This window comes from Legionella maioricensis, assembly GCF_023618015.1.
Classification (GTDB): Bacteria; Pseudomonadota; Gammaproteobacteria; order Legionellales; family Legionellaceae; genus Legionella; species Legionella maioricensis.
This window is the reverse complement of sequence record NZ_JAJKBJ010000003.1, coordinates 155,291-181,278: the sequence shown is the minus strand read 5'-3', so window position 1 is coordinate 181,278 and position 25,988 is coordinate 155,291. Positions and strand designations below refer to the sequence as shown.

Genomic DNA, 25,988 nt, shown 5'->3' with positions numbered 1-25,988 from the left:
TGGCTTACTGAGTATCAGGTATGAAATTTTTAATCAAGTGAATAATGAGGTACACCACATTAATATTATTAAATATGATGTACCTGATTTGGGGTTATAACTCGAAGGAATTACTATGTTCTTTCACAAACTCTTCTTTGTCTACTTTAGTAAAGCCGTGTTTTTCCAGCTCAGAAGTAAAGTCAGTTGGTATTCCAGGATTCTGAAAATTGTTATAACCGGCTTTGCGTAGAACATGAGTTACAGAACTAGTACAGTTGTCGACACGAATTTTTTCAATTTTTGGGTGGTCGTCATCAAATACATGGATACCGCAGTAATCTTCTGGCGGATAATAACCTTCCTTCTTATGTTTTTCTATTACTGATTGGGCGCCACCTGCACCATTAATCACCTTACTTAGAAGGTTAGCGAGTGGATTTGCCTTACGAAAAACCGAATAAACTCGACGTCCGATCTGTACATCATTACTAAATTCTTTTTGGCCATCTTTTGCTTTTTGAAATTGTTCTTTAGGTATAGAAGTAACTAAAACATGATCGGCTTCCTCTACATCTTGCATGTGGTCTTGAGCTAATAGTCCTTTAACAGGTATGGAACCTATAGTTATTCCATTGACGATACTTCCCAACATAGAAGGGAAAAAGCTCGTGTGATACACTTTAGTTTTCCCTTCTTTTTGCTTGATCAGTAAAGCTGAAACGTGCCCAGGTCCATTTTCTTGATTAGTTTCCTTTACGCATACGCCAATTTTATATTCTGTTCTCATTTTATTACCTCTTTACATGATGTAGCTTCCCTTCTTGTGTATTTAACTAGCGTAATTATACAAGCCGAACATTAACAAAACATTAACAATGTGGACAAAAAAACGGCATTTTTATTGTTTTCAGAAGAAAACAGATTGGATATGGTCAAAAAATAGGAATTGGATATAGGGGGGAATAAAGGTATTTGAACAGCAATAGGTATTTTTAGCTTATCCAGAAAAAAGATCCGGAGAACATTTAGATAAAAACGGTAATATACTCATTCCCTACCGCATCCGGAAGTGAGCATCAATATTTTGGATTCGCCTTATTTATAGGCAAGGACCGTAGGAAATAATTTTGCCTTATCGTAAATGAATTGAATGTCTTTAAAACCTGCGACTTCCAGTTGCTGTTTACTTTGTGCCGACGACCGATAACATTGAAATTTCGCCTCAAGAATATCTGCAAAAATAATTTTTTGAAGTAACAAATCCTGCTGATTAAGCCTAGTCATATCCCATTCACATTCATTAGTCAGGGATAGTGGAGGAGTAACAAAACTGGTAACCAATTTTCCACCAGGTTTTAGGGCATTATAAAACAGGCGATATAGCTCCGTAACTTTCTGATTATCCGGCTCATAAATTGTAAGTCCATTACTGGAAATCAGATCAAATTGGCTTTCCACATCAAGCTTCCAGGCATTACCTTGATTAAGCTTTATGAAATGAGCTAAGTTTTGCTTTGCAGCAAGGTCTTTAGCCTCATCTAAAGTAACGGGATCATAATCATAACCTATTAATTTAATATGAGTGATATCCGTAAAATCAAGATAGAGAAGCTCCCCCATCATTCCACAAGGAATACAAGAAAGTGCGGCATCGTTTTTTACTGCAACTTGATTTTGTTGCAGAAAAATTTCAAAACGTTCTTGTGTGGCCAGCATCAAGGGTGCCTTGTCAAGAATAAAGACCTCTAATTCAGTCAATGGAACTCCAGGAGCACTTTCTCCAGTTTTCCGACCAAACCAGGGATGAGTTAACATATAATGCGTCCAGTAACCGTTGATCCCTTGATTCAGGATTAAAAAACGACCAAAGGCAAACTCAGTCAGTTGTTCAAGTAACTTCAATTGTAGAGCTACTGTTGCGTAGGGTTTATCTCCTTGCTTTTTTATTCTGGCGGCAATCTTTTGCACGGTAACTTCTACGGATTGGGTTGAAGTAGAATGAGATATTAATTGCTCTTGTTCTATATTACCGTACATAAACAATCCTTTATGATTATGAAAGAGGGAGTATTTTCGAAATTCTATACTAACCCAAGCCCTATAGCTATATTCGAGATCAGCTCAAATTGAGTTGTAAAAAATAGTAAGCTAAAACATTATTTAACTCCTTTCTATTCTGCAAATCTGCGGCAGTATTTTGAAGAGTTTTTTGTTGGGCCTGTATCCCAGCTGCTTGCAACCGGGATCAAATTTTGAATCACTTTCCTGATTGCAATGATGTTACCCAGGATTGATGCCTTATGTTGACAACGCTTACGAACATAATAATGAGAGGTAAGTATAAGGCTGAGCTATTGCTCAGCCCTATACCCGTTATTGATTTTTAAAAGCATCCTTAAACAGTAAAAGGATCTCGTAAGATAATAGTTGAATCTCTTTCTGGCCCTGTTGACAACATATCAATCGGAATACCAAGTAATTGTTCGATTCTCTTTAGATAGGCAATAGCATTCGCGGGTAGATCACTCATTACCGTGACATCCGCAGTATCTTCCTGCCATCCAGGCATTTCTTCATATACTGGCTCTAAACCTTCAAAATCATCCGCCGCTTGAGGTGGGCGAGATAAAAGAGTACCGTTTCTGTCTTTGTAAGCTACTGCAATGCGAAGCACATCCAAACCATCGAGTACGTCTAATTTAGTGATACATAAACCAGTAATGCTGTTCAGTTCAATAGAACGCTTTAATAGGGCCGCATCAAACCAACCACATCGTCTGGGTCTACCTGTAACAGCGCCAAATTCCTGGCCACGCTCAGCAATTCTTTTCCCAATCTCATCAGAGAGTTCTGTGGGAAAAGGACCGCCGCCTACACGCGTAGTATAGGCCTTGGTGATACCTAAAACGTAATCAAGATATTTGGGACCAAACCCGGCACCATTGATTACAGAACCTACACAGGTATTTGATGAAGTAACAAAGGGATAGGTTCCATGATCGATGTCAAGATAAACACCTTGAGCACCCTCAAATAAAATGTTGTCACCTTTTTCTCTATGCTCATGTAAGCATGTAGAGACATCATAAACCATAGACTTCAACTCTTCAGCCCAAACCAATGCATCATCCAGTATAGGCTGTAGCGCTACAGGAGGTTGTTTAAAATACTGCGTTAAAACAAAATTGTGATAATCCAAAAGGTCAGTCAATTTTTTAGCAAAACGTTGAGGATGGAATAAGTCACTTACCTTGAGCGCACGTCTGGCAATTTTATCTTCATAAGCTGGACCGATACCCCGCCCTGTTGTTCCAATGGCGGAACTGCCCATATGCCCTTCTCGTGCCTTATCTAAAGCCACATGATAAGGAAGAATAAGAGGACACGCCAAACTAATGCGTAAACGGTCTCTAACGTTGATCCCTTTATCTTCGAGTTCCTTTATTTCAGAGAGTAAGGCTTGAGGTGAAAGCACTACGCCATTAGCAATATAACAAGTCACATGAGGTCTGAGCATACCGGAAGGAATTAAACGCAGAATCGTTTTCACCCCTTTAATTTTTAAAGTATGTCCTGCGTTATGACCGCCTTGGTAACGGACAACAACTTGTGCATCTTGAGTTAACAAATCGACAATTTTACCTTTGCCTTCGTCACCCCATTGTGTACCTAAAACAACAACATTCTTACCCATGATCTACTCTTAGTTTACAGTGCTGACTGAAGTTGAACCCAATTTCAGCAAAATCGAACATTATAATTAATTTTTAGCAGCTACACCATCATTTTTTGGTGTTGCTTGCCTGAAATAATCAAAAAAAGAACTACTTTGGTCTAAAACTAAAATATCTTTTCTACTACGGAAGCTGTTTTCATACGCAAGCAAGCTACGGTATAAAGCAAAAAAATCTTTATTTTGACTATAAGCTTTAGCATAAATAGCAGCGGCTTCAGCTTGTCCAATTGCTCGAACACGTTGCGCCTGACTTTTAGTTTTAGCCAATAAAACCATAACATCAGCATCTGCCTTAGCCTGAATTTGCTCTGCAGCTGCGTGACCATCCGCTCTATGTCTGTTGGCAATCTTTTGCATATCAGCCCTCATCCGCTGATAAATTGCATTACTCGTATTGGCAGGCAACTCTATGCCCTTGATACGGACATCAACAACAGTAATACCTAGTTCACTGGCTTGCTTTTCCGCTGCTTTACGTAATAGCTCCATTACGTCATCCCGACCTCCGGAAACCACTTCAGAAATAGTCCTCTTACCAAACTGCGCCCGCAACAAAGTATTTAACTGCTGCTCTAGCAATGTCTCAGCCTTAAATTCATTGCCACCGGTAGACTTAAAGTATTGCGCTAAATTAGTAATCTGCCATTTAACGTAATAATCAACCATGACATCCTTTTTCTCTTTAGTAACAATACGAGTTGATTTGATATCCATCGTTTGAATACGTGTATCGAAAATACGTACATTTTCAATAAAAGGAGTTTTTAAGTGCAATCCGGGCTCTAATACTTTCACTTGATCGGTTTGACTATCAGTGACCAATCGACCTAAACGCAAAATAATGCCTTGCTGTCCTTGCGTCACCGTAAAGACACTCGTAAAAAACAGCAATAATATAAAAAATGTGACAATGCCCAAAGTTGTTTTAGTCGCATTCATTCTTAATCCCTCCCTTGGCGATAAGTAGGTCTGGTGAGATTACGCCCAATTAACATCTCATTATCTTCGTCGCTACTATCAGCAGCACCGCCTTTTTTCACCTTGGAACTGTCAGGTTGAGAACCATACTGACTCATGGATAATTTATCTAATGGCAAGTACAGCAAATTACCTGCTTTACCATCAACAATGATTTTACTGCTATTATTTAATACTTTTTCCATAGTATCTAAATACATGCGTTTGGCAGTAACTTGGGGCGCGGCAATATACTGAGGAAGTAATGCCAAAAATTCAGCAACTTCGCCCTGTGCGCGTAAAACTACTTGTTGGGAAAACGCCTTAGCCTCTTGTTCTATACGACTTGCATTTCCTTCGGCAATAGGAACCACCTTGGCAGCATAGGCATAAGCTTGTTCTTTAAAACGCTTCTCGTCTTCCTGTGCTTTAATTGCATCATCAAAAGCATCCTGCACACTTTCAGGGGCACGTGCTGGTTGAGGAGACACATTGACAATTAAAATACCCGTTTTATACATGCCTAATGTTTTGATTAGAGAATCTTGCACCCTGTTACCCCAGACTTCACGTCCTTCAGTGATGATCTGATCTAAAGTGGTGGTACCAACAACCTGTCTTAATGCGCTAGAAGTTGCCTGCTGAAGACTCTCTTCAGGATTAGCCACGTTAAACAAATATTGTTGTAAATCATTAATACGGTATTGTACCGCTAATGAAACAGCCACTAAATTCTCATCACTTGTAAGCATCTGAGCAGAATAAGAATAATCTAAAACTCTATCCACATTCATTACTATTTTTGAGGAAATAACTCTTGGTATCCAATGAGGTCCTGGTCCAACAGTTTCTACATATTTACCAAAACGCAACACCACAGCTTGCTCCGCAGGATCAACTATAAATATACCTGAAAGAACCCAAAGAACAAATGCGATTAAAATCACCACCCCAGCTAACAAACCACCATTTGAACTGCTGGGTGATTTATTACTCGCTTGCCCCGAAGCGCCGCCAAAAACCTTCTTTAATTTTTCATGGATACGCTTAAAGGCTTCGTCTAAATCTGGAGGTTGATTTTTACCCTTCCAAGGATCTTTGCCTTTTTCCGGCTCATTCCACCCCATCTACTACTCCTGGCAATTTCTAAGAAAGCTAGAATTCTAGGGGGTATATTAAGTTTAAGCAAGTAGATACTGTTTTGAGTATTCACTCTGAGAATAAATTAGATTAAGAAAACACCCCTTGTATTCTAATATAGCAAGGGGTTCACGTCACTAAGCCATTCGGACTGTATGTTCTGAAGAGTTTTCAGATGTCTCCTCAATGTCTTCATGGAGTTTAGGCATGGGATGGAACATTTCGCCCCAGATAATTCGTGTTCGACTTGTTGGATGGTTTCGTGCATAGTTTACAACCGTTGCCCAATCACAACGACCTTCAGCGATCATCCACCTCATCGTACTCCAGCGGTTGGTAAATATTTGACTATCATAGGCCTGGGTATAACGTCTGACAAACTCAGCATATAATTTAAGATGATTTCTCTCTCGTGCTAGACTCTCGGCTGTGGCAAATGACAGCGGAGTGCCATTGGCCTGCTCAACCTGTGAATCATTATATTTTCTAATGACCAGGTTCTCAACGATAAATGCCGCCTCGCTAGGCGTACCAAATAGATGACGAATAGAGCTTCCCCAGGAGTGATCCGCGTAGACGATATTGTGTAAAGGACCGTCAGTAACATGGCAACGATTAACAAAAGCATCAACCAGCCCAGGTTTATCTTCCAGATACTTATCGATTGCTTTTAATAAAGCAATCCGATTACTGCTTAATAATTGACGCATTTCTTCTCGGAGTGGAGGTTCTGCGCCCCGACACAATAACATTGCGACTCCGCGAATAGCTTCATTTTTTTCGTTATTATTGGCTATGCGCTCGCAAAGCTCTTCCATGGCGGTATGGCCAGTCATTTTGTCTTCAAATAAATTATTGTTTTCTGCTTCCAGTTGCAGATTTTCTCCAGGAAACTCCAGTAAAGCCTCCATGGCATTGATTTTTCCTAAACGCGCAGCCAAGATTAAAGGGGTATCTTTCATTACCCCTAGCGGGTTAGCCAATTGAGCTCCCTCAGCAGCCAACAAACGCACCCCGTCCGCAAAATCCAGTACTACAGCCTGATGTATTGGTTGAAACCTCACCCGAGCATCTGTCATGGACGTTGTGGCGTGAATATTAAGTTTATTCATTAATATATTTATTAATAATGCTATGTTTTTTATATTTAAAATTAATGATATTAAAGTACGCCCCTCACTATCACGCCTATCCATATCATATTTATTAGCTTTGGCTTTTTTTCTCATCTCTTCGGATAAGGCAATAACATTTGCTCTGCTGTTTTCTTCTATACATCGTTCAATGCCTAACAAATGAAAAGCTAATTGAAGTTTCCCGGCGACAATGGCTTGATGCAAAGGTTCACCCACATTTTTATCCTCAGATAACTCCAGTACGTAATCAATGAACTCAGTCAAATCGCTCTCACACTCCTCAGCCTCTAACTCTCCCTCCTGCTCTTGATGCGCCGCAATCAAATAATTTAAAACAGTCATTTGTGTGCCGTCTTGAGGTAACCAAAAAAATTGTTTCAGATAGTCTTTATTTTCACTAATTTTATGTTGGATAAAAAGTTTAAATCCATCAAGCCCCAAGCTTATTGCTTCATTTATCTCACTTGCAAAATCCATGATGTTACTTCCTTTGTGGTTACTTCCGGTGTTAATTTACCGAATAAATTTTCTTAAAGATACTGTCCTACCAGCCCCTTTTTTCTACTTTTTAATGAAAATAAGATCCCATACTCCATGCCCTAAGCGCTCACCTCGCTGTTCAAATTTAGTAAGTGGTCTGGACTCTGGCCTTGGCGAATAGCCCCCTGCCAATTGCTGATTATGTACGGCCGGTTCTGCAGATAAGACTTCTAACATGTGCTCAGCATATTCCTGCCAGTCCGTAGCACAGTGAATAAAACCACCTTGCCTGATTTTTTTAACTAATAATTGAATAAATTCGGGTTGAATTAAACGTCTTTTATGATGGCGTTTTTTATGCCAAGGATCAGGGAAAAAAATCTGTACCCCACTTAAAGAATTATCTTCTATTTGGGTTTGGAATACTTCTACAGCATCATGAGCAGCTATCCGTACATTAGACAACTGGTGATCATGCAAATCAGCCACCAGGCTCCCCACACCGGCTTTATGAACTTCAACACCAATGTAATTAAGATGAGGATTATCTTTAGCCATACTTAATAAAGAAGTACCCATGCCAAAACCTATCTCAACTACCGTTTCAGCAGAGCGACCAAATTCTTTTGAAAAAGACCAGGGCGTATTCCCCATAGGCAATTCATAATCTTTAAACCAAAGATCCAGCCCCTGTTGCTGTCGGTTACTTACTCGCCCGGCACGTAAAACATAACTTTTAATCCGACGTTGCATGGTAATTACTCAAATTTAAAAGCAGCAAATTATACTGGTTTTGCTTAAAGTTTCTACTAAAGACTGGACAAAGAATAACAGGAATTTTTTTTGCGTTCTTTTGCCGTAAAACTGTCACGCGGCATCAATCAAAGTGCAGCCCCTTATTACCCCCCAAGTTTTTTGCTTAAAAAATTAAGACTCGATCATGGCAACAATGGAGCATGTTTCGATTTTTTTTACAATATCCACGCTTCCCCATTAGTCATTTATTTGATAAATTACCTCTCTCGGTATTTCTAATTTTTCCTTAATGAACATCTTTCTTTAGGAAAGCAAAGTAAAAATATTGCAATATTTGAGTTTTTTTGTTATAAAACCGCTCTTGTATTACACATCCGGCTATTTTGTTTAACGAAAGCCCCGAATTTTACAAAGACGAACACGATATAGAACTTATTTTGGAGTAACACAATGTCTAGAGTATGTCAGGTAACTGGCAAGCGGCCCATGACTGGTAACAAAGTGTCGCACGCTAACAATAAAACTAAAAGACGCTTTCTGCCTAACATTCAGAACCACAAGTTCTGGGTTGAAGAAGAAAACCGATTTGTCACATTGAAACTCACTACCAAAGGTATGCGTATTATAGACAAATTAGGCATAAAAGCAGTTCTGGATAAAATCAGAGCTAACGGCGAAAAAGTATAATTCAAGGGGATAAGCCATGGCAGCTGTTACTGTAAAAGTGAAAATGGAATCCACAGCAGGAACTGGATACTATAAAACCACTACTAAAAACCCACGTAACCATCCGGAAAAGATGGAGCTTATGATGTACGATCCCAAAGTACGTAAGCACGTGCTTTTTAAAGAGAAAAAAGTAAAATAATTGGATATGCCCCAGAATTGGGGCATATTTATCCAGATTGCTCTAAAATAAATCTCCCCTTTCTACTTAACACTTTAACTTCTTCATTTTGTTAAAAAAATAACCGCTTAATACCTCTTAAAATTTAAATTAACCCTTGTAAAGACTGGATAATCCTTATGGATCGTTTAAACTGATAAATAATAGCAGTGAAAACAAAGAGGATTTGAATGAAACCGTCATTGCAGCTTAGTATCGGTCAACATCTAACGCTAACCCCACAGCTACAGCAAGCAATAAGACTCTTGCAGTTATCAACCATAGACCTACAACAAGAGATCCAGCTCATAGTTGAATCTAACCCTATGCTTGAGGCGACGCCAATTGAAGAAAAAGAAGAGCCTCAACGGGAAAATCACCAACAAGACAGTGATGAATTTACCGATTTTCAATGGTCGCAACTCTATAATAATCAGAACAAACGCAATAACTTTGAAGATAACGACTACAATTTTGATAATTTACATTGCACCACGACTAATTTACAAGATCATTTACGCTGGCAGCTTGATCTCTCGCCTATGAGCGACATAGATAGAGTAATTGCCACTACCATTATCGATGCCATTAATGATGATGGCTTTCTTACCATACCTATAAGTGATTTACACGCCAGCTTAACCAGCGAGGACTTTCCCCTCGATATAGAAGAGATAGAGGCAGTAAGGCATAGACTCCAACTGTTTGATCCAGTGGGTTGCGCTTCCGCCAATTTAGCAGAAACGCTCCTGGTTCAACTGGAACAACTTCCTTTAGAAACAGATCACTTGACCATGGCAAAAAAAATCATTGTTGAAGATATTGATTTGTTGGGACAACATAACTATCGACAATTAATGAAAAATCACCAAATCAATGAAAAAACGGTTGATGAAATCCTGCAAATTATTCAGGGGCTCAACCCCAAACCAGGGAATGTGATCCATCAAGACATCACCGAATATATTATTCCTGATGTAACGGTGAAAAAAGTAGATAATAAATGGAAAGTCTACCTGAACCAAAATGTACTTCCCCATTTAAGTATTAATAATCAATATGCGGCTCTAATCCAACGCGCAGATAACAGTACTGATAATCTGTTCTTAAAAAATAACTTACAAGAAGCACGCTGGTTTTTAAAAAGCATTCAAAGCCGACAGGAAACACTGCTCAAAGTAGCCACATGCATCGTCGAATACCAACAAGGATTTCTTGAGTTTGGCGAAGAAGCAATGAAACCCTTGATTCTAAATGATGTAGCTTCGGCACTGGATATGCATGAATCAACAATTTCCCGGGTTACCACCCAAAAATTTATGCACACCCCTCGTGGGGTATTTGAACTTAAATATTTTTTTTCCAGTCACGTTAACACCGATACTGGAGGAGAATGCTCTTCAACTGCAATCCGTGCTGTAATAAAAAAATTAATTTTAGCAGAAAATAGAAAAAAGCCTTTAAGTGATAGTAAAATTGCCGAGCTCATTGCTGAACAAGGCATCAAAGTAGCCAGACGTACTGTAGCAAAATATCGTGAAGCTTTGGGAATTGCCCCATCTAACGAACGAAAAGTTATTCGTAATTAATTATAATTAGCAATTAAAGGAGAGTCTTATGCAAATCAACATCACTGGACATCGTATCGATGTTACTCCTGCACTCAGAGCATTTACCGAAGAAAAATTCGATAGACTTGAGCGTCATTTTGATCACATCACGGCTATTAATGTAGTTTTTGATGTTGAAAAAATAAGGCAAATTGCTGAAGCCACTGTTCTGGTTGCCAAGGGCGAACTGCACGCAAGTTCTGAATCAGAAGATATGTACGCTGCTATTGACTCCTTAGTTGATAAGTTAAATCGACAACTCATAAAACATAAAGAAAAACTTCTTGCACTTCGAGATGATGATAGAGAGTAACTATTATTTTATTTGCATTCATCGTTGCTCCGGCAGCGATGAATATTCTTTAGCACAATAACCTATACCGCAACTATTCACAGAGTATGTAAATTCCGTCTTTGCAAACCTTAGCGAAGCAAGAACGATTTTTCACCAGAATTCTGTACTGGATTACTTCACTTCATTCGCAACGACTACTATTAGAGCATGTTATTTTAATAAATTACCTACCCGTGAACGGTTCACCCTATACCTGACTCCTTAGTCATGATACATTGTACGGGTTATGATAAAGACTCAAATTAAGATAATAAATAAATTAGGTTTACACGCGCGCGCTTCTGCGAAATTTGTCTCAACAGCAGCAAAATTTCAAAGCCATATTGATGTAACCAAAGACTCACAAACCGTTAATGGAAAAAGCATTATGGGAGTGATGATGCTCGCTGCCAATAAAGGAAGTGAACTCACCCTAGAGATTGATGGTCCAGATGAAGAAGCCATGAATGAAGCTTTAGTACAATTAATCAATAACTTCTTTGGTGAAGGTGAATAGCCAGGCAGGCTTGCCGAGCTATTTCTTGAGCCGTCCTCGTTTCATCTTATGCAAATAAATTAAAGTGAGCATTGGCCCAGACAAGGCATAAAGAGTAAAACCAGCAAATAGAACTATAGCCGGGTTTGCAGCTATGGCTACAAATAAAATGATCATGACCAACACATATAAAAATGGAACTTTGCCTTTAAAATCTATTTCCTTAAAGCTGTAATAGCGCAAATTACTAACCATTAAGACTGACGCAAATAAAGCTAAAACGGCTGTTAATACAGAAATAAACATATTCTGCCATTCATTTTGATGACATAGCCAGGCAAAAGAAGCCATTACTGCAGCCGCAGGAGGACAAGGAAGCCCCTGAAAGAATCTTTTATCAGCTGTTTCAAGTTGCGTATTAAAGCGGGCAAGACGTAATGCAACAGCAGCTGTATAAACAAAAGCGACTAACCAGCCAAATTTTCCCAAATGACTTAGGGTTAAATTATATAATAATAATGATGGAGCCACACCAAAAGTAACCATGTCTGATAAACTATCATACTGAGCGCCGAATTCAGTTTGAGTATTGGTCAGACGAGCGATTCGTCCATCCAAACCATCAGCAATCATACCTATAAACATGGCTACAATGGCGGCTTCATATTGCCCCTTCATCGAAGAAACTAAAGAATAAAATGCAGCAAATAAACTGGCAGTTGTTAATAAATTTGGCAACAAATAAATCCCAGAATGACTTTCTTTTTCCATTCGCTATCAAGCCTCACAATATCTAATTCATCGACATGCTAACATAATTGCAACAAAAACTACTATGGAAAACCAATTTTAACGGTTTAATGTAAATATATTACTCCAAAATCGTTAAATCTCCATACAGATGCACCGTGATGATGCTATAATTGGCATACTGTATTTTAAATGCATAGAATTATGTCCAAACCAGAGAATAAAACGCCCCCCCGTAAAACCATCGTTATTGAAGGAGTAACTGATCAAGGTAAAACATTCCGACCGCGCGATTGGGCAGAACGCATGAGTGGTTCCTTAGCAAGCTTTAAAAACAGCCGGATTTATTATTCTCCGCTCCTCCAACCTAGCGTGAATAGTGAGGGATATCATTGCGTGTTACTTGACCCCAAACTCAAAGAATCAAGCCCTCAGGTGTATCAATCCATCCTGGATTTTGCTAAAACGAATAATCTTCGCATTTGTGGCGAAGAGGAATAAAAATACTATTTAAACATTCATAAGTGCCAATGGTTACTTTTAGTATCCTTGACTGTTTTTTATTGCCTCAGTCCAGGTAATCACTGAGTTCAGGATATAATTGAGTACAGAAATTGTATTATCAAAATTCATGGCTAAAACTCCCGCACATATAAAAGCCAATCCCTTGGGGCCCTCTTGAGTTCCTGGCTCACTGGCATGGGCGACCAAAACACATCCTCTTACAAACCACAAGATTCCCGCGGTTCGAATCAATAAACCCATAGCACTATAAATGTCCATTGGATTATAATTGGTGTACGATATAACATTGCCTACCCCAAAGGCGGTATTAGCCAGGGTATGAAGCACTGAAGGTAAATAGAGTAACATTGCTCCCATCAGCATATACATCATAGGCGTGAACATTTTTTCCTGAGAAGACGATTGGGCTCTTTTATCACCTATTTTTTTTAATTTCTCGAAGGCTGTTAAAAAAAATAAAAAGCCCAACAGATAAGCCAACCCCGATATAAATTTTTGTACGGGATACAAGGATTGGCTTACATTGCCTATAATTGTGATTAAATCAGTAGTAGTCATATGTTAATTATATTATCTCAGCTCTTGCAATGCATAATTTTTCCCCTATATTAGGCACTTTATAATAAAAGTTGATATTCGTCATGCAAGTAAATACCTTTCCTATTACTTTAACAGAATCTTTTATGATTTCTCCGAAAGTAAAACATTTTGTTTTTAGTTGTACCTTGTCGCCTGCCTTTAATTATTTGCCCGGTCAATTTATTACTATTCATTTTGAACGCGATGGTAAAACTTTAAAACGCAGTTATAGCATAGCCAATGAACCAAAGCAGGATAATCGAATTGAATTCGCAGCGGGATATTTTGAAGGTGGGCCTGGTACTGAATTACTCTTTAATTTAAAACCGGGCGATACAATTCATATTAATGGTCCGTTTGGCCGATTAATTTTTAAAGATGAAGTTCCCGGGCGCTATATTTTAGTTGCCACCAGTACTGGCGTAACGCCTTACAGGGCCATGCTCAATGAATTAAGTAAACGTATAGAGCAAAATCCACATCTGAAAGTCGTTATTCTGCAAGGGGTACAGAAGCGAGAGGAAATCCTTTATGCCAATGAATTTAAGGCTTTTGCTGAGAAATATCCCCAAGTAACCTTTAGAGCCCATTTAAGTCGTGAATTACCTCAAGCGTTACAAGTTAATGAATACAGTGGATACGTTCAGCACGCATTCCCAGAACTTAATCTTAGTCCTGAAAAGGATGTTGTTTATTTATGTGGAAATCCAGGTATGATCGACGACGCATTTAACTATTTAAAAGATCAAGGTTTTGCTATGCAGCAAATTATCCGTGAAAAATATCTTTCGCGGTAAGAGCTGAATCTAAATTAGGAGAATAACAAATCATGCATTATGAAGAATTATCAGAAACTATGGAGCAAATGCTGGAAAATGGGAAAGGCATTCTAGCCGCAGACGAAAGCAATGGCACTATAGGTAAACGATTTGAAACAATAGATACTGAAAACACAGAGCAAAATCGCCGCGATTACAGATTATTGCTCGCTACTACTCCAGATCTCGAACAATACGTAAATGGAGTAATCTTGTTTGAAGAAACATTTCATCAAAAAGATGATCATGGAATTCCTATAGCAGAATTATTTGCCAATAAAGGGATAGTCCCTGGAATTAAAGTAGATAAAGGACTGGTTGATTTACCCAATACAAAACATGAGAAAGTAACTCAAGGTTTGGATGGCTTAACCGAGCGTTTGCTTCAATACAAAAAATTAGGAGCAAAATTTGCTAAATGGCGAAATGTTTATTCTATTTCAGAACATGCTCCCAGCATCACAGCGATTAAAGCCGGAGCTGAAAATCTTGCTCGCTATGCTGCAACATGTCAATCCGTAGGCATCGTACCAATAGTAGAGCCTGAAGTTCTTATGGACGGTGACCACAGCATAGAACTTTGTGCTGAAGTAACTGAAATGATTTTACATGAATTATTCCATGCTTTATTCATCCATCAGGTTGAGCTGGAACATATTATATTAAAACCCAGCATGGTGACTTGCGGTAAAGAGGTAACGCCTTTCAGCGCGCCCGATGAAGTAGCTGATTATACTATTAGCGTATTCCGTAATAATGTACCCGCTTCTGTTCCAACCATTAATTTCTTGTCTGGCGGACAATCGCCACAACAAGCAACGGCTAATCTTAATGCCATGAATACTATTGGGGATCAACCCTGGTTATTAAGTTTTTCTTTCGGCAGAGCCTTACAGGAAGATTGTTTAAAGGCTTGGGGTGGAAAGAAAGAAAATAATTCCCGTGCCCAGGATGCATTATTAAAGCGTGCTCGCTTAAACAGCATGGCCTGCTTTGGTGACTACGACAGCTCTATGGAATAACTTCAAAATTAATGGCCTGTCCCTAACCAGACAGGCTGCTTCATTACCAATCCTCATCTATTTCAGATTAGCCTTTAAAGTAACTCAAAACGAGCATATAGGGGTAAATGATCGGATAACATACGCCAGGGTTTACCCTGCAAACAGGCAACCTCCTGTACTTTCATCCCACGGAAATAAACTCGATCGACACATAAGGCTGGTCTAATTGCCGGGAAAGAACGGGCATGCTGTCCCTCAATAGTTACAAAGGCTTCTTCTATATTCAAATCATCCGCCAGTGTTTTGGAAATAATAGTGCGCCAATCATTAAAGTCACCAGCCATTAATAGAGGCTCATTTGGAGGAACCACTTCCTTGATCCGCTTCATTAACGCTTTACACTGTTCAGCACGTTCAGCTTTAAAAAGCCCCAGATGCACGCACAATAAATGAATAGTGGCGTTATCAATTATCAACTGCGTATGCAGTATTCCTCGGGAAGCTCTATTAATATTCGAAAGATTTATATTTTCAAAGCACTCAAATGGGTACTTACTTAAAATAGCATTTCCGTGATGTCCTGATTGATAAACTGCATTTTTGGCATAAATATAATGTGGCCATATGTTTTCAGCTATATATTCAAATTGGGGGGCTTCCGGCCAGGAGTCTATTCGTTTTTCTCTCTTTCTATGTTTGCCTTGTACTTCCTGTAAAAAAACAAAGTCTGGATTTAATCCCGTAATAGCAGATCGCATTTCGGGAAGTAAAAAGCGCACAGCGCCCACACCAAACCCTTTATGAATATTGTATGTTATCAGGGATATGCTATTTACATCTTTTTGCATGTTCTTTGTATACCTTATCAGGTGTCTATTAAGCATAGCATTAACCTGGCTAATTAATAATAAATTGTCATAATTAAGTAGCTTATTTTGCATAACAAATTATGGCTAAAGAACTGGATTTATCCAGCAACACATGCGCTAATAAGTAATACATTTCACTAAAAGATTAACAACTAAAATGAACACAAAAGAATTGAACATCTCTGATTTGTCTATAGCCTGCAAAGTTTGGGGAAATCCTGATAATCCTCCTATTATTGCACTTCATGGTTGGCTGGATAATGCAAACAGTTTTGACCTACTGGCTCCTTTTTTAGAAAATAATTACTATTTAATTGCAGTAGACTGGCCAGGTCATGGCCTCTCCTCTCATCTTCCCATTAATAGTAATTATCATTTCATTGACGGAGTCTTTACTGTAGTTCAAATTATTAATGCTTTAAAATTAGAGAAAGTTCATTTATTAGGCCATTCCATGGGCGCTTGTTTAGCAAGTATTATAGGTGGGGTAGCTCCCGAACGCTTTTTGTCCCTCAGTTTAATTGAAGGCTTAGGTCCATTTTCTCATCCAGAAAAATCTGCATGCAAACAATTATCTGCCTATTTAAAACATCTTACTCATAAGGACACTAAAAAAGCCAAAGGATACAGTCAATTTGAGAGCGCCGCCCTAGCGCGATCTCTAAAAGGGTATGTCTCTCTAGATATTGCTAAAATACTTTGCGAAAGGGGTCTTATTGAAAGACATGGCCTTTTTTACTGGCGACATGACCGACGATTATTAGTTCCTTCTCCTTTACGTATGACAGAGAAACAAATTATTTCTTGCCTGGAAGAAATTAGTGCGAAAACCTGTTTAATTTGGGCAAGCAAGGGATTTTCATTTGATTCAAAACTCATGCAGGGACGGATAAAAGCGGTAAAAGATCTAAAAATTGAACATTTGGATGGTGGACATCATGTCCATATGGAACAGCCAGAAGTTGTTGCCAAACTTCTGGCCGATTTTTATCTTTCATTGTAATTAGCTATTAATATCAACTTGGCAGGATTGATAATTAACCGCAACTTCACTTAACGATTTTTTCACATCATCAAGAGAGAATCCCAAATCTTTGGCGGCACTAAGGACCCCACAACCTGCCTCATCAAAACTTGAGTAAGGGGTCCAATAATCCATATTGGCTTTTACCATTACATCAAATGACTTGCGGATATCCCACCCAGGCTGATTGGATAGTATGTAAAATAAATGGTTATACACCCCACTGGAATAATGCACATCCAAACCACCATAGTAGCCATCAGCAGTATCAATCGATTCTCCATCACGACTTGGCTTATCCATATAACGCAAAGCGTCATAACCACTATCTTCCTTCATAATCTCAGAACCGATTTGCCAGCTACTTTTTCCTGCAGAATAGAATTCAGCAGCTTGAGCTGCCATATCAGAAAAAGATTCATTGATTCCACCAGACTGACCAAAATACTCTAGGCCAGAATGCTGTTCGGTAAAACCATGGCTGATTTCATGACCACCAACACCAAGAGAGACCAACGGATACATCATGGTATCGCCGTCACCAAAAGTCATTTGCTTACCATCCCAATAAGCATTTTCATAACCGGCACCATAATGAACGCGCATTACCAACTTCATCGGTGAACCATCAGACTTGGTTAAAACTTCTATACCATACCAATCATGATACATATGTTTAATCACATATCCTGCGTATAATGCATCGTTAGTCGGTGAGGCCGCGCCATTTTCCCTATCATAGCCGTCCGCAGAATATCCAGTATAAAAGATGGCATCAGACGGATGATCAGGAGAGGTATGGCAGGAGAACTTCATTGCAGCATTCTTTGAGCTGTACTTATGCATCATATCCACTACTTTAACATCAGTGTTTTCCATGAAACACATTTTCTTATCAGCATCTCGAGTTAAATCTAATAGAGGTAATTCTTTACCATACTGATGTTCACCTATTTTGTGATTCCCACCAAATCCTGTTCCTTTCGCCGAAAGCATTTCAGTTTTCACATCATTCCATTGCACAAAAGTTTTATGAGTTTGCGCATCAATAATTGCCGTTGGGCGTTCTGGAATTTTATCATCATGACTGACAAACACGCTGACTTTGTAAGCCCAATGAGCCTGATGTTTATCATCTATATAAACCATGGGTGTTACTTGTTCTTCACTAAGCCGTTTATTCGCATATTGCTCTTTAAACTGTTGCAAAGCAACAGCGCCATTGCTAACAAAAGAAGCATGTGGCTGTCCTAATTCAGTTTGTAACCCCTCATAAACTGTACCGTTCATCCGCACATCAGATTGGGCTGTGGCCAGTAATTTTGCTGTATGCTTACTGTGCATAATGGCATAACCACCAAAAACAGGAAAACCTGCATATTGTTGCTGCATGCGAACATGAGTTACTTTATTGCTATCTGTATGTTGTCTTACAAAGTGTAAACTGTCTGTAGAAACAGAAGCGCCTTTTATAACACCAGGTAGAGACAATTGAAATTTTTGTTTTAACTCAGCAAGAGACGCTTTTTGCAAAAAAACTGGTTCGGCTGCTTTTACAGGTGAAGCTAATCCTAAAGCTAAAGCAATAGCAAGAGGTGACAGATAATAATTTGGATGCATTGATACTAACTCCTTAGATATAATTCGCATGAGACACCCCTTCCTGGAATGTCCACAGTGTTATATATTATCCATTAATTTTGTATATAAGCCTGAAATAGCACAAAATACCATCGCCCTACCACACCAGCTTTCAAATCAAGGATAATCCAAAATTTAGCTTGGTCTCAATGCCAGTGCTTCACATTGAGTACCAGTCCGTTTCAATTAAAACAGTAGAATAAAATCATATTATTCTATGTACATACAGGCACTGAGCCAATTTTATATGTTACAAAATACAAATAGATCCTTTTATAACCATACAAAATTAACACAATTTTATCGTTTTTGAAATAATCTTTACCTTTCTTTATTTTTTAAATCCAGTCGAATCAATACCTGTTCTGGCGTCACTTTATCTCCTTTATCACAGCTTATTTCAGTCACCACTCCGTCCCCTGGTGACTGTATTTCCGTTTCCATTTTCATTGCCTCAAGCACTAATAGGGCCTGTCCTTTCTTTACTCGATCGCCAACAGAAACATGAATTTTTATAATAGTTCCTGGCATAGCAACAGATACATCACCAGGCCCCATGGCTCTAGCCCTGGATACAGGATTTTTTTCTTCAAATTCAGATTGATGAACCACTACCTCCTCTGGAACACCATCAACCCATAAGAAACAAGACTGTTGCCCATGTTCAAGTGTGCCGAAACCAGCAACTTTCACACGGTAATGTTCACCATGCAGAGTAATTTCAAATTCGGATAAGACTTTATTATCCGATGAAGTGGTTTCGGGTAATAAAGGTTCTGGTATTAGAGAATCATTTTGACGCTGCTCCAGGAATTGGCGGCCAACCTCAGGAAACATGGCATAGGTAAGTACGTCTTCCTCACTTAATGCAAGCACACCAATTTCTTGCTGCAATTGCTTCAATTCATAAGGAAGCAAGTCGGCAGGTCGCACCTCTATCGCATCTATATGACCAATTGCTTTTTTACGCAAGCTGGGACTTATTTTACCTGGAGCAGCTCCATATTTACCCTGACAGTAAAGCTTTACCTCGTTAGTTATCGTTTTATAACGCTCCCCGGTTAGAACATTGATTACAGCTTGCGTCCCAACTATTTGAGAAGTTGGAGTTACTAAAGGGGGGTATCCCAGATCTTTACGAACACGAGGAATTTCTTGATGCACTGCATCTATTTTATCTAATGCATTTTGCTCTTTAAGCTGACTGTATAAATTGGATATCATGCCCCCCGGAACTTGATACAATTGTACTCGGGGATCAATGTCTCGTGCTTCACTCTCAAACTGGTAATATTTTTTTCGAATCACTTTGAAGTAATCATCTATCTCCAATAATAAATTCAAATCTAATTCTGTGTCATATTCGCTACCGGAAAGAGCACCAACCAAAGCCTCCGTGGGAGGATGAGAAGCGCCCCCGGAAAATGATGAAATGGCTGTATCAATATGGTGGCATCCAGCAAGAACGGCTTGATAATGGCAAATATTAGCCAAACCAGAGGTCGCGTGACTGTGTAAGTGAATGGGTAGACCCGTCGCTTTAGAAAGCCCCATAAACAACTCCACAGTAACTGCTGGCGTTAATAAACCGGCCATATCTTTGATTGCCAGACTATCACAACCCATATCAGCCAATGCCCGTCCCAAGTCCAGGAAGCCCTCCAAAGTATGTACCGGACTGGTTGTGTAACAAATTGCTCCTTGTGCATGTTTTTTATGCGCCTTAATGGCCTCGATGGCAACCTTAATATTTCGTGCATCATTTAATGCATCAAATACCCGAAATACATCAATTCCGTTATTTGCGGCCAACTTAATGAAGGCTTTAACCACATCATCCGCATAATGCCGATAACCTAATAAATTCTGGCCGCGAAGTAACATAGATAAACGCGTGTTAGGCAAAGCATGGCGAAGTTGACGTAGTCGACTCCAGGGATCTTCCTTTAAAAAACGCAAACACGCATCGTAAGTCGCCCCACCCCACACTTCCATAGCCCAAAAACCGACCGCGTCCATTTGTTTGCATATTGGCAACATATCTTCTGTTCGTAAACGCGTAGCGATTAAGCATTGATGAGCGTCGCGCAGAGTGACATCCGTTATAAGCGTTTTTACCATAAAACTGTCCCTGATTTTTTTTATGTGAAAACAATACCATAATCCACCCCACAGGACATCAGGGTTCTTATTTATTCATAAATTATTCTAAAAATAGTTAAATTTCTATTGAACTGAAGATAATTCGTTTTAATAACCAGGAGCTATTGGCCATTACTCCTTCGACGTCGCGCGAACGAGTCACGGCAGAGCGGCTTTTTAAAAATAAATAGTCAACAGCCCCTGGAGTTCTTGCCCCGGTAACATTTAATTCTGAAATTCTGAGGCTAAAATGCATGGATCTTGCCGATATCCTCGCAGATATATGGACATATTCATAAAGATAAGGCAAAATCTGCAAAAATCGTACTACACACTAGTGTAATGAAAAAAATTCTTGTATTACATGGGCCCAATTTAAACCTTTTAGGTGCGCGTGAGCCATCCATTTATGGTTCTGCATCTTTAAACCAAATCAATGCAGATTTAGTAAAAGAAGCCAATCATGCAGGAATGCAGTTAACATGCTGCCAAAGTAATTCGGAAAGCGATTTAATTCAGACGATTCATCAGGCAGGTATTGATAAGGTTAACTATATTATATTTAATCCTGCAGCATTCACTCATACCAGCATTGCATTACGTGATGCGTTGTCTGCTGTTGCAATCCCCTTTATTGAGGTACATATCAGCAATATTTATTCCCGAGAAACCTTTCGTCACCACTCTTATTTCTCTGATATAGCCAAAGGCATAATCAGCGGGCTTGGTGTTCAAGGGTATTTATTAGCATTACAAGCAATTATCGAAGAATTCAAGTAGAGAGAATAAAAAATGGATATCCGAAAAATCAGAAAACTAATAGAACTGCTGGAAGAAACTGGCATTTCTGAAATTGAAATTAAAGAAGGTGAGGAATCACTGAGACTCAGTCGCCATAGTAGCAGTGCTCCTATGGAAGCCCCGCAAGTTCGCTATGTATCTGCACCGGTGCAACAATCGGCCCCTAATCCCGGACCAAACAACGCGATCCCTGCGGCGCATCACGAACATAAACCAGCGGCTCCTATGGCTTCAGGACATAAAATTCGTTCTCCTATGGTTGGCACGATGTATACTTCACCATCTCCCGAGACGCCTCCTTTTGTAACCATTGGCCAATCAGTCAAAGTAGGCGATACCTTGTGCATCGTTGAAGCAATGAAGATGTTCAATGAAATTGAATCCGATCGCGCAGGTAAAATCGTAGATATATTAGTGAAAAATGGCGAACCTGTTGAATATGACCAAATTTTATTTATTATAGAATAGGGATAACTGTCTATGCTCAGTAAAATTGTTATTGCCAATAGAGGTGAAATAGCACTGCGTATATTACGTGCGTGTAAAGAACTCGGCATTCAGACTGTTGCCGTTCACTCGGATGTCGACAAAGATTTGTTGCATGTTCGTCTTGCTGATGAGACCGTTTGCATTGGACCAGCCCCGGCACAAAAAAGTTATCTAAACATCCCAGCCATTATCTCTGCTGCTGAAATTACCGATGCAGTAGCCATTCATCCTGGCTATGGATTTCTATCTGAAAATGCAGATTTTGCAGACATCGTAGAGCAAAGCGGCTTTCAATTTATCGGTCCACGGGGTGACACCATACGCCTGATGGGTGATAAAGTATCTGCTATAGCTGCGATGAAAAAAGCAGGCGTACCCTGCGTCCCTGGTTCCGATGGCCCCTTAGGTGATGATGATGCCCTTAATCTGGAAATAGGTCGTAGAATCGGTTATCCCGTCATTATTAAAGCGGCTGGTGGTGGCGGTGGACGGGGAATGCGTGTAGTACATACTGAAGCTAATTTATTGAGCTCCATAGCACTTACCCGAAGCGAAGCGAAGGCAGCTTTTAATAATCCGATTGTGTACATGGAGAAATTCCTGGAAAATCCAAGACACGTAGAATTCCAAGTGCTTGGCGATGGCAAGGGTCATGCCATTCATCTGGGTGAACGTGACTGTTCCATGCAAAGACGCCATCAAAAAGTAGTAGAAGAAGCGCCAGCCCCAGGAATTACTGTTGAATTAAGAAACAAAATTGGCGAGTCCGTAATCAAAGCCTGTCAAGAGTTACAATACCGGGGAGCAGGAACCTTTGAATTCCTCTATCAGGACGGTTGTTTTTATTTTATTGAAATGAATACCCGTATTCAGGTGGAGCATCCTGTTACAGAGATGATTACCGGTCTGGACTTAATTAAAGAACAAATCAAAATTGCCAGTGATATCCCGCTGACATTAACTCAGGAAGACATCAAGTTTCGCGGGCATTCCATTGAATGTAGAATTAATGCAGAAGACCCGAAAACCTTTATGCCCTCTCCTGGAACAATAAAGTTATTACATCAGCCTGGTGGCCCAGGAATTCGTTTTGATTCACACATTTACAGCAGTTATACCGTACCGCCTAATTATGACTCCATGATAGGCAAACTGATTAGTTATGGCGAAACTCGCGCCGAAGCTATTGCCAGAATGCGTAATGCTCTGGATGAAATTATTATCGATGGAATAAAAACAAATATTGAATTACATCAACGCATTCTACATGACAAATTCTTTATCGACGGTGGTACCAATATTCATTACTTAGAAAAAATGCTAAAGGATTAATATCGTGTGGTTTCAATTAAAAATAGAACATTGCCCAAATGAAGAAGTAGAGCCAATTAGTGCAGAATTGGAAGAGTTGGGTGCCTTATCGATTATGCTTACTGATAAAAACGATAATCCCGTTCTCGAACCAGAACCTGGTACTACTCCTTTATGGCCAGAAGTCATCATTCATGCCTTGTTTGCCCAAGCTCAAGAAGCGCAGTATGCTAAAACACAACTGGCCCTAACCAGATCGCCATTAGCATGCAGTTTAGAAGTACTTCCTGACAAAGATTGGGAAAGGGCCTGGATGGATGACTTTAAACCACAACGCTTTGGTAAACGTTTATGGATTTGCCCTACATGGTCCACTCCTCCCGAACCAGAGGCGGTGAATTTGATGTTGGATCCTGGATTAGCATTTGGAACAGGAACGCATCCTACAACGTCATTGTGTTTAACCTGGCTGGAACAAGCAGATCTCCAGAATAAATCAGTGATTGATTACGGGTGTGGCTCAGGAATCCTCTCTTTGGCCGCATTAAAATTAGGGGCCAAAGTAGTCCACGCAGTAGATATTGATAATCAAGCCTTACAAGCCACCAAAAATAATGCGCTGACAAACAACATTGCTGAACAATTGTCTATCAGCATGCCGGATTCGTTACAGGATCCTGTAGATTTAATTATTGCCAATATCTTATTGGCTCCATTAATTTCATTAAAAGACCGTTTTCATCACTTGCTCCATCCTGATGCGCGCCTGATAGTATCTGGCTTGTTAGAAGAACAAGTCCCTTTGCTCATCGAGGCCTATCAGTCGGCATTCACCCCCATCACGACTGAATGTCTTGATGGATGGGCTTTGTTAGTTTTTGTACGAGCGTAATTGTCTTACTAAGGTAAATTATAATGGATAAACAACAGGTTTCCTTTCAGCCACGAAGAGCATTACTTAGCGTATCAGATAAAAGAGGCATCACTGAACTTGCCAAAGTTCTGCATCAACAAGGTGTAGAATTAATTGCGACCGGTAATACTGCGGAATTACTCAAGGAACAAGGACTACCTGTAGTGGATGTCAGTGAATGTACTGGCTTTCCTGAAATGATGGATGGAAGGGTTAAAACCCTTCACCCGGCAATTCACGCAGGGTTGTTAGCTCGCGGTGAACAGGACAGAAAAACTTTAGAACACCATGCCATCAAGCCCATCGATTTACTTGTAGTCAACCTATACCCTTTTGAACAAGTCATTAGCAGACCCGACTGTGACTTTAATAATGCCATTGAGAATATTGATATAGGTGGCCCAGCAATGGTTCGCTCGGCCGCAAAAAATCATGCTCATACTTATGTCGTGGTTACTCCTGATGATTACGCGGAACTCATTCACTATCTGCAGACTAAAAAAGCACCTTCTGATTGGAGATTTACTTTAGCTAAAAAAGCATTTGTTCAAATCGCAGCCTATGATGCCTCTATCGCGAATTATCTAACGACTTTAAACGCAGATTTTACCCCTAGTGGATTCCCTGATGTGCTTACCTGTCAGTTCACTAAAATCAGTGATCTTCGCTATGGGGAGAATCCACATCAACAAGCCATTTTTTATGCTGATAAAAATAATGCTCCAGGCTCTCTAGGCTCTGCTCATTTAGTTCAAGGCAAGCAATTATCTTATAACAATATCCTGGATGCTGATGCAGCACTGGATTGTGTTAAGTCTTATCCGAACAATAAACCCATTTGCGTCATAGTAAAGCATGCCAATCCCTGTGGAATAGCCGTGAGTGATACTCCTCTCAATGCTTATCTAAGAGCTTTTCAAAGCGACCCCACCTCGGCTTACGGAGGAATTATTGCATTCAATCAGACCTTGCAAGCCGATACAGCCAAAGCCATACTTGAAAAACAGTTTGTCGAAGTCATCATAGCCCCGGACGTTAGTGAAGAAGCCAAGACAATTCTTGCCAGTAAAGAAAACATTCGCGTACTCAGTACCGGAGTCTGGCAGCAGGATAATGAATTTAGATTGAATATGAGAAAAGTAGACGGAGGGTTGTTAGTACAAGAGCATGATTCCCTTTCCCTTGTCACCTGCGAATTAAAAGTCGTTACTCGAAAGAAGCCCTCAGAACAGCAAATGAACGATTTGATGTTTGCCTGGATAGCAGCAAAACATGTGAAATCTAACGCTATAGTTTATGCTAAAGATTCCGCGACTATAGGGATCGGAGGAGGTCAAACCAGTAGAGTGATGAGTGCGCGCATCGGTCTTTGGCAAATGCAGCAAATGGGATTTAGCCCCAAAGGGGCGGCAATGGCCTCCGATGCCTTTATTCCTTTCACCGACACAGTTGAAATAGCAGCACAAGCCGGGATTACAACCATCATCCAGCCAGGCGGCTCGATCCGGGATGAACAAATCATCGCCTGCGCGGAAGAACACGGCCTGGCTATGGTGTTTACCAGTACCCGCCATTTTAAACATTAGCGCCAAATTTCTCCTTTATTGAT

Annotated in this window: 27 protein-coding genes; 14 read left to right on the top strand and 13 right to left on the bottom strand. The window is 39.8% G+C overall.

Annotated elements, in window-relative coordinates; genetic code table 11:
* Window positions 1–94: 94 nt before the first annotated feature.
* From LOX96_RS04530 to trmB, 7 genes are all read right to left on the bottom strand, one after another.
* Complete coding sequence (locus tag LOX96_RS04530; protein WP_250419348.1) at window positions 95–769, bottom strand: hypothetical protein; 675 nt, start codon at window positions 767–769, stop codon at window positions 95–97.
* Window positions 770–1,077: 308 nt separating this feature from the next.
* Window positions 1,078–2,019 (bottom strand): SAM-dependent methyltransferase, encoded by a 942-nt coding sequence (locus LOX96_RS04525; protein WP_250419350.1) that lies wholly within the window; start codon window positions 2,017–2,019, stop codon window positions 1,078–1,080.
* Between the two features lie 358 nt (window positions 2,020–2,377).
* Window positions 2,378–3,676 (bottom strand): adenylosuccinate synthase, encoded by a 1,299-nt coding sequence (locus LOX96_RS04520; protein ID WP_250419352.1) that lies wholly within the window; start codon window positions 3,674–3,676, stop codon window positions 2,378–2,380.
* Between the two features lie 66 nt (window positions 3,677–3,742).
* On the bottom strand, window positions 3,743–4,657 hold the full coding sequence (hflC, locus tag LOX96_RS04515; protein ID WP_250419354.1) for a protease modulator HflC: 915 nt from the start codon (window positions 4,655–4,657) through the stop codon (window positions 3,743–3,745).
* A 2-nt stretch (window positions 4,658–4,659) separates the two neighbouring features.
* Window positions 4,660–5,802 (bottom strand): FtsH protease activity modulator HflK, encoded by a 1,143-nt coding sequence (hflK, locus tag LOX96_RS04510; RefSeq protein ID WP_250419356.1) that lies wholly within the window; start codon window positions 5,800–5,802, stop codon window positions 4,660–4,662.
* A gap of 150 nt (window positions 5,803–5,952) precedes the next feature.
* Window positions 5,953–7,428 carry a Dot/Icm T4SS effector AnkC/LegA12 gene (gene ankC, locus LOX96_RS04505; protein ID WP_250419357.1) on the bottom strand — a complete coding sequence of 492 codons (1,476 nt, stop codon included), beginning with the start codon at window positions 7,426–7,428 and terminating at the stop codon, window positions 5,953–5,955.
* Between the two features lie 84 nt (window positions 7,429–7,512).
* Window positions 7,513–8,184 (bottom strand): tRNA (guanosine(46)-N7)-methyltransferase TrmB, encoded by a 672-nt coding sequence (gene trmB / locus LOX96_RS04500; protein ID WP_250419359.1) that lies wholly within the window; start codon window positions 8,182–8,184, stop codon window positions 7,513–7,515.
* Window positions 8,185–8,637: 453 nt separating this feature from the next.
* Between trmB and rpmB the strand changes: the two genes are divergently transcribed.
* The 5 genes from rpmB to LOX96_RS04475 all read left to right on the top strand — a co-directional run bounded on the left by rpmB (window position 8,638) and on the right by LOX96_RS04475 (window position 11,534).
* Entirely contained in the window at window positions 8,638–8,874 is a 237-nt protein-coding gene (gene rpmB, locus LOX96_RS04495) for a 50S ribosomal protein L28 (RefSeq protein ID WP_173236133.1), read from the top strand.
* Between the two features lie 16 nt (window positions 8,875–8,890).
* Entirely contained in the window at window positions 8,891–9,055 is a 165-nt protein-coding gene (rpmG, locus tag LOX96_RS04490; protein WP_006872450.1) for a 50S ribosomal protein L33, read from the top strand.
* A gap of 209 nt (window positions 9,056–9,264) precedes the next feature.
* Window positions 9,265–10,662 carry an RNA polymerase factor sigma-54 gene (locus LOX96_RS04485; RefSeq protein WP_250419361.1) on the top strand — a complete coding sequence of 466 codons (1,398 nt, stop codon included), beginning with the start codon at window positions 9,265–9,267 and terminating at the stop codon, window positions 10,660–10,662.
* Between the two features lie 28 nt (window positions 10,663–10,690).
* Entirely contained in the window at window positions 10,691–10,996 is a 306-nt protein-coding gene (hpf, locus tag LOX96_RS04480) for a ribosome hibernation promoting factor (RefSeq protein WP_250419362.1), read from the top strand.
* Between the two features lie 268 nt (window positions 10,997–11,264).
* Window positions 11,265–11,534 (top strand): HPr family phosphocarrier protein, encoded by a 270-nt coding sequence (locus LOX96_RS04475; RefSeq protein WP_250419364.1) that lies wholly within the window; start codon window positions 11,265–11,267, stop codon window positions 11,532–11,534.
* Between the two features lie 18 nt (window positions 11,535–11,552).
* Here LOX96_RS04475 and pssA read toward each other — a convergent pair whose 3' ends face one another.
* The gene (gene pssA / locus LOX96_RS04470) at window positions 11,553–12,284 is read right to left on the bottom strand and encodes a CDP-diacylglycerol--serine O-phosphatidyltransferase (protein WP_250419366.1); all 732 of its coding nucleotides are present in this window, start codon (window positions 12,282–12,284) and stop codon (window positions 11,553–11,555) included.
* Between the two features lie 171 nt (window positions 12,285–12,455).
* Here pssA and LOX96_RS04465 point away from each other — a divergent pair, with 171 nt between their 5' ends.
* A complete protein-coding gene (locus LOX96_RS04465) occupies window positions 12,456–12,764 on the top strand; it encodes a DUF3579 domain-containing protein (protein ID WP_250419368.1) in 309 nt (102 codons plus the stop codon).
* Window positions 12,765–12,803: 39 nt separating this feature from the next.
* On the opposite strand, the gene LOX96_RS04460 is transcribed toward LOX96_RS04465, so the two are convergent.
* Window positions 12,804–13,346: a type IV secretion protein IcmC gene (locus LOX96_RS04460; RefSeq protein WP_250419370.1), complete on the bottom strand. Its 543-nt coding sequence runs from the start codon at window positions 13,344–13,346 to the stop codon at window positions 12,804–12,806.
* Between the two features lie 83 nt (window positions 13,347–13,429).
* Between LOX96_RS04460 and LOX96_RS04455 the strand changes: the two genes are divergently transcribed.
* Both LOX96_RS04455 and LOX96_RS04450 read left to right on the top strand, forming a co-directional pair.
* Window positions 13,430–14,164 carry a ferredoxin--NADP reductase gene (locus LOX96_RS04455; RefSeq protein ID WP_250419371.1) on the top strand — a complete coding sequence of 245 codons (735 nt, stop codon included), beginning with the start codon at window positions 13,430–13,432 and terminating at the stop codon, window positions 14,162–14,164.
* A gap of 32 nt (window positions 14,165–14,196) precedes the next feature.
* On the top strand, window positions 14,197–15,207 hold the full coding sequence (locus tag LOX96_RS04450; protein ID WP_250419372.1) for a class I fructose-bisphosphate aldolase: 1,011 nt from the start codon (window positions 14,197–14,199) through the stop codon (window positions 15,205–15,207).
* Between the two features lie 74 nt (window positions 15,208–15,281).
* Here the strand turns inward: LOX96_RS04450 and LOX96_RS04445 are convergent, their stop codons facing one another.
* Window positions 15,282–16,037 (bottom strand): endonuclease/exonuclease/phosphatase family protein, encoded by a 756-nt coding sequence (locus LOX96_RS04445; protein WP_250419373.1) that lies wholly within the window; start codon window positions 16,035–16,037, stop codon window positions 15,282–15,284.
* 178 nt (window positions 16,038–16,215) lie between these two features.
* Here LOX96_RS04445 and LOX96_RS04440 point away from each other — a divergent pair, with 178 nt between their 5' ends.
* Window positions 16,216–17,061 (top strand): alpha/beta fold hydrolase, encoded by an 846-nt coding sequence (locus LOX96_RS04440; RefSeq protein WP_250419375.1) that lies wholly within the window; start codon window positions 16,216–16,218, stop codon window positions 17,059–17,061.
* Here the strand turns inward: LOX96_RS04440 and proA are convergent, their stop codons facing one another.
* The 3 genes from proA to LOX96_RS04425 all read right to left on the bottom strand — a co-directional run bounded on the left by proA (window position 17,062) and on the right by LOX96_RS04425 (window position 21,121).
* A complete protein-coding gene (proA, locus tag LOX96_RS04435; protein ID WP_250419770.1) occupies window positions 17,062–18,702 on the bottom strand; it encodes a zinc metalloprotease ProA in 1,641 nt (546 codons plus the stop codon). It abuts the gene before it with no gap.
* Window positions 18,703–19,044: 342 nt separating this feature from the next.
* Window positions 19,045–20,844: a sodium-extruding oxaloacetate decarboxylase subunit alpha gene (gene oadA, locus LOX96_RS04430; protein ID WP_250419377.1), complete on the bottom strand. Its 1,800-nt coding sequence runs from the start codon at window positions 20,842–20,844 to the stop codon at window positions 19,045–19,047.
* A 97-nt stretch (window positions 20,845–20,941) separates the two neighbouring features.
* The gene (locus LOX96_RS04425; protein ID WP_250419379.1) at window positions 20,942–21,121 is read right to left on the bottom strand and encodes a hypothetical protein; all 180 of its coding nucleotides are present in this window, start codon (window positions 21,119–21,121) and stop codon (window positions 20,942–20,944) included.
* 86 nt (window positions 21,122–21,207) lie between these two features.
* Here LOX96_RS04425 and aroQ point away from each other — a divergent pair, with 86 nt between their 5' ends.
* Genes aroQ through purH form a run of 5 tightly spaced genes read left to right on the top strand, consistent with a single transcriptional unit; the run spans window position 21,208 to window position 25,965 of the window.
* Window positions 21,208–21,645: a type II 3-dehydroquinate dehydratase gene (gene aroQ, locus LOX96_RS04420; RefSeq protein ID WP_250419381.1), complete on the top strand. Its 438-nt coding sequence runs from the start codon at window positions 21,208–21,210 to the stop codon at window positions 21,643–21,645.
* A gap of 12 nt (window positions 21,646–21,657) precedes the next feature.
* Entirely contained in the window at window positions 21,658–22,134 is a 477-nt protein-coding gene (accB, locus tag LOX96_RS04415; protein WP_250419383.1) for an acetyl-CoA carboxylase biotin carboxyl carrier protein, read from the top strand.
* 12 nt (window positions 22,135–22,146) lie between these two features.
* Window positions 22,147–23,487, top strand: coding sequence for an acetyl-CoA carboxylase biotin carboxylase subunit (gene accC, locus LOX96_RS04410; RefSeq protein ID WP_250419385.1), 1,341 nt, complete (start codon window positions 22,147–22,149; stop codon window positions 23,485–23,487).
* 4 nt (window positions 23,488–23,491) lie between these two features.
* Window positions 23,492–24,358 carry a 50S ribosomal protein L11 methyltransferase gene (gene prmA / locus LOX96_RS04405; RefSeq protein ID WP_250419387.1) on the top strand — a complete coding sequence of 289 codons (867 nt, stop codon included), beginning with the start codon at window positions 23,492–23,494 and terminating at the stop codon, window positions 24,356–24,358.
* Between the two features lie 23 nt (window positions 24,359–24,381).
* The gene (purH, locus tag LOX96_RS04400) at window positions 24,382–25,965 is read left to right on the top strand and encodes a bifunctional phosphoribosylaminoimidazolecarboxamide formyltransferase/IMP cyclohydrolase (RefSeq protein ID WP_250419389.1); all 1,584 of its coding nucleotides are present in this window, start codon (window positions 24,382–24,384) and stop codon (window positions 25,963–25,965) included.
* Window positions 25,966–25,988: the final 23 nt, after the last annotated feature.

Excerpts from the sequence above, each read along its gene's own strand:
- LOX96_RS04530 (WP_250419348.1), bottom strand. The coding sequence starts at position 769 with ATGAGAACAGAATATAAAATTGGCGTATGCGTAAAGGAAACTAATCAA.
- LOX96_RS04525 (WP_250419350.1), bottom strand. The coding sequence starts at position 2,019 with ATGTACGGTAATATAGAACAAGAGCAATTAATATCTCATTCTACTTCA.
- LOX96_RS04520 (WP_250419352.1), bottom strand. The coding sequence starts at position 3,676 with ATGGGTAAGAATGTTGTTGTTTTAGGTACACAATGGGGTGACGAAGGC.
- hflC (WP_250419354.1), bottom strand. The coding sequence starts at position 4,657 with ATGAATGCGACTAAAACAACTTTGGGCATTGTCACATTTTTTATATTA.
- hflK (WP_250419356.1), bottom strand. The coding sequence starts at position 5,802 with ATGGGGTGGAATGAGCCGGAAAAAGGCAAAGATCCTTGGAAGGGTAAA.
- ankC (WP_250419357.1), bottom strand. The coding sequence starts at position 7,428 with ATGGATTTTGCAAGTGAGATAAATGAAGCAATAAGCTTGGGGCTTGAT.
- trmB (WP_250419359.1), bottom strand. The coding sequence starts at position 8,184 with ATGCAACGTCGGATTAAAAGTTATGTTTTACGTGCCGGGCGAGTAAGT.
- rpmB (WP_173236133.1), top strand. The coding sequence starts at position 8,638 with ATGTCTAGAGTATGTCAGGTAACTGGCAAGCGGCCCATGACTGGTAAC.
- rpmG (WP_006872450.1), top strand. The coding sequence starts at position 8,891 with ATGGCAGCTGTTACTGTAAAAGTGAAAATGGAATCCACAGCAGGAACT.
- LOX96_RS04485 (WP_250419361.1), top strand. The coding sequence starts at position 9,265 with ATGAAACCGTCATTGCAGCTTAGTATCGGTCAACATCTAACGCTAACC.
- hpf (WP_250419362.1), top strand. The coding sequence starts at position 10,691 with ATGCAAATCAACATCACTGGACATCGTATCGATGTTACTCCTGCACTC.
- LOX96_RS04475 (WP_250419364.1), top strand. The coding sequence starts at position 11,265 with ATGATAAAGACTCAAATTAAGATAATAAATAAATTAGGTTTACACGCG.
- pssA (WP_250419366.1), bottom strand. The coding sequence starts at position 12,284 with ATGGAAAAAGAAAGTCATTCTGGGATTTATTTGTTGCCAAATTTATTA.
- LOX96_RS04465 (WP_250419368.1), top strand. The coding sequence starts at position 12,456 with ATGCATAGAATTATGTCCAAACCAGAGAATAAAACGCCCCCCCGTAAA.
- LOX96_RS04460 (WP_250419370.1), bottom strand. The coding sequence starts at position 13,346 with ATGACTACTACTGATTTAATCACAATTATAGGCAATGTAAGCCAATCC.
- LOX96_RS04455 (WP_250419371.1), top strand. The coding sequence starts at position 13,430 with ATGCAAGTAAATACCTTTCCTATTACTTTAACAGAATCTTTTATGATT.
- LOX96_RS04450 (WP_250419372.1), top strand. The coding sequence starts at position 14,197 with ATGCATTATGAAGAATTATCAGAAACTATGGAGCAAATGCTGGAAAAT.
- LOX96_RS04445 (WP_250419373.1), bottom strand. The coding sequence starts at position 16,037 with ATGCAAAAAGATGTAAATAGCATATCCCTGATAACATACAATATTCAT.
- LOX96_RS04440 (WP_250419375.1), top strand. The coding sequence starts at position 16,216 with ATGAACACAAAAGAATTGAACATCTCTGATTTGTCTATAGCCTGCAAA.
- proA (WP_250419770.1), bottom strand. The coding sequence starts at position 18,702 with ATGCATCCAAATTATTATCTGTCACCTCTTGCTATTGCTTTAGCTTTA.
- oadA (WP_250419377.1), bottom strand. The coding sequence starts at position 20,844 with ATGGTAAAAACGCTTATAACGGATGTCACTCTGCGCGACGCTCATCAA.
- LOX96_RS04425 (WP_250419379.1), bottom strand. The coding sequence starts at position 21,121 with ATGCATTTTAGCCTCAGAATTTCAGAATTAAATGTTACCGGGGCAAGA.
- aroQ (WP_250419381.1), top strand. The coding sequence starts at position 21,208 with ATGAAAAAAATTCTTGTATTACATGGGCCCAATTTAAACCTTTTAGGT.
- accB (WP_250419383.1), top strand. The coding sequence starts at position 21,658 with ATGGATATCCGAAAAATCAGAAAACTAATAGAACTGCTGGAAGAAACT.
- accC (WP_250419385.1), top strand. The coding sequence starts at position 22,147 with ATGCTCAGTAAAATTGTTATTGCCAATAGAGGTGAAATAGCACTGCGT.
- purH (WP_250419389.1), top strand. The coding sequence starts at position 24,382 with ATGGATAAACAACAGGTTTCCTTTCAGCCACGAAGAGCATTACTTAGC.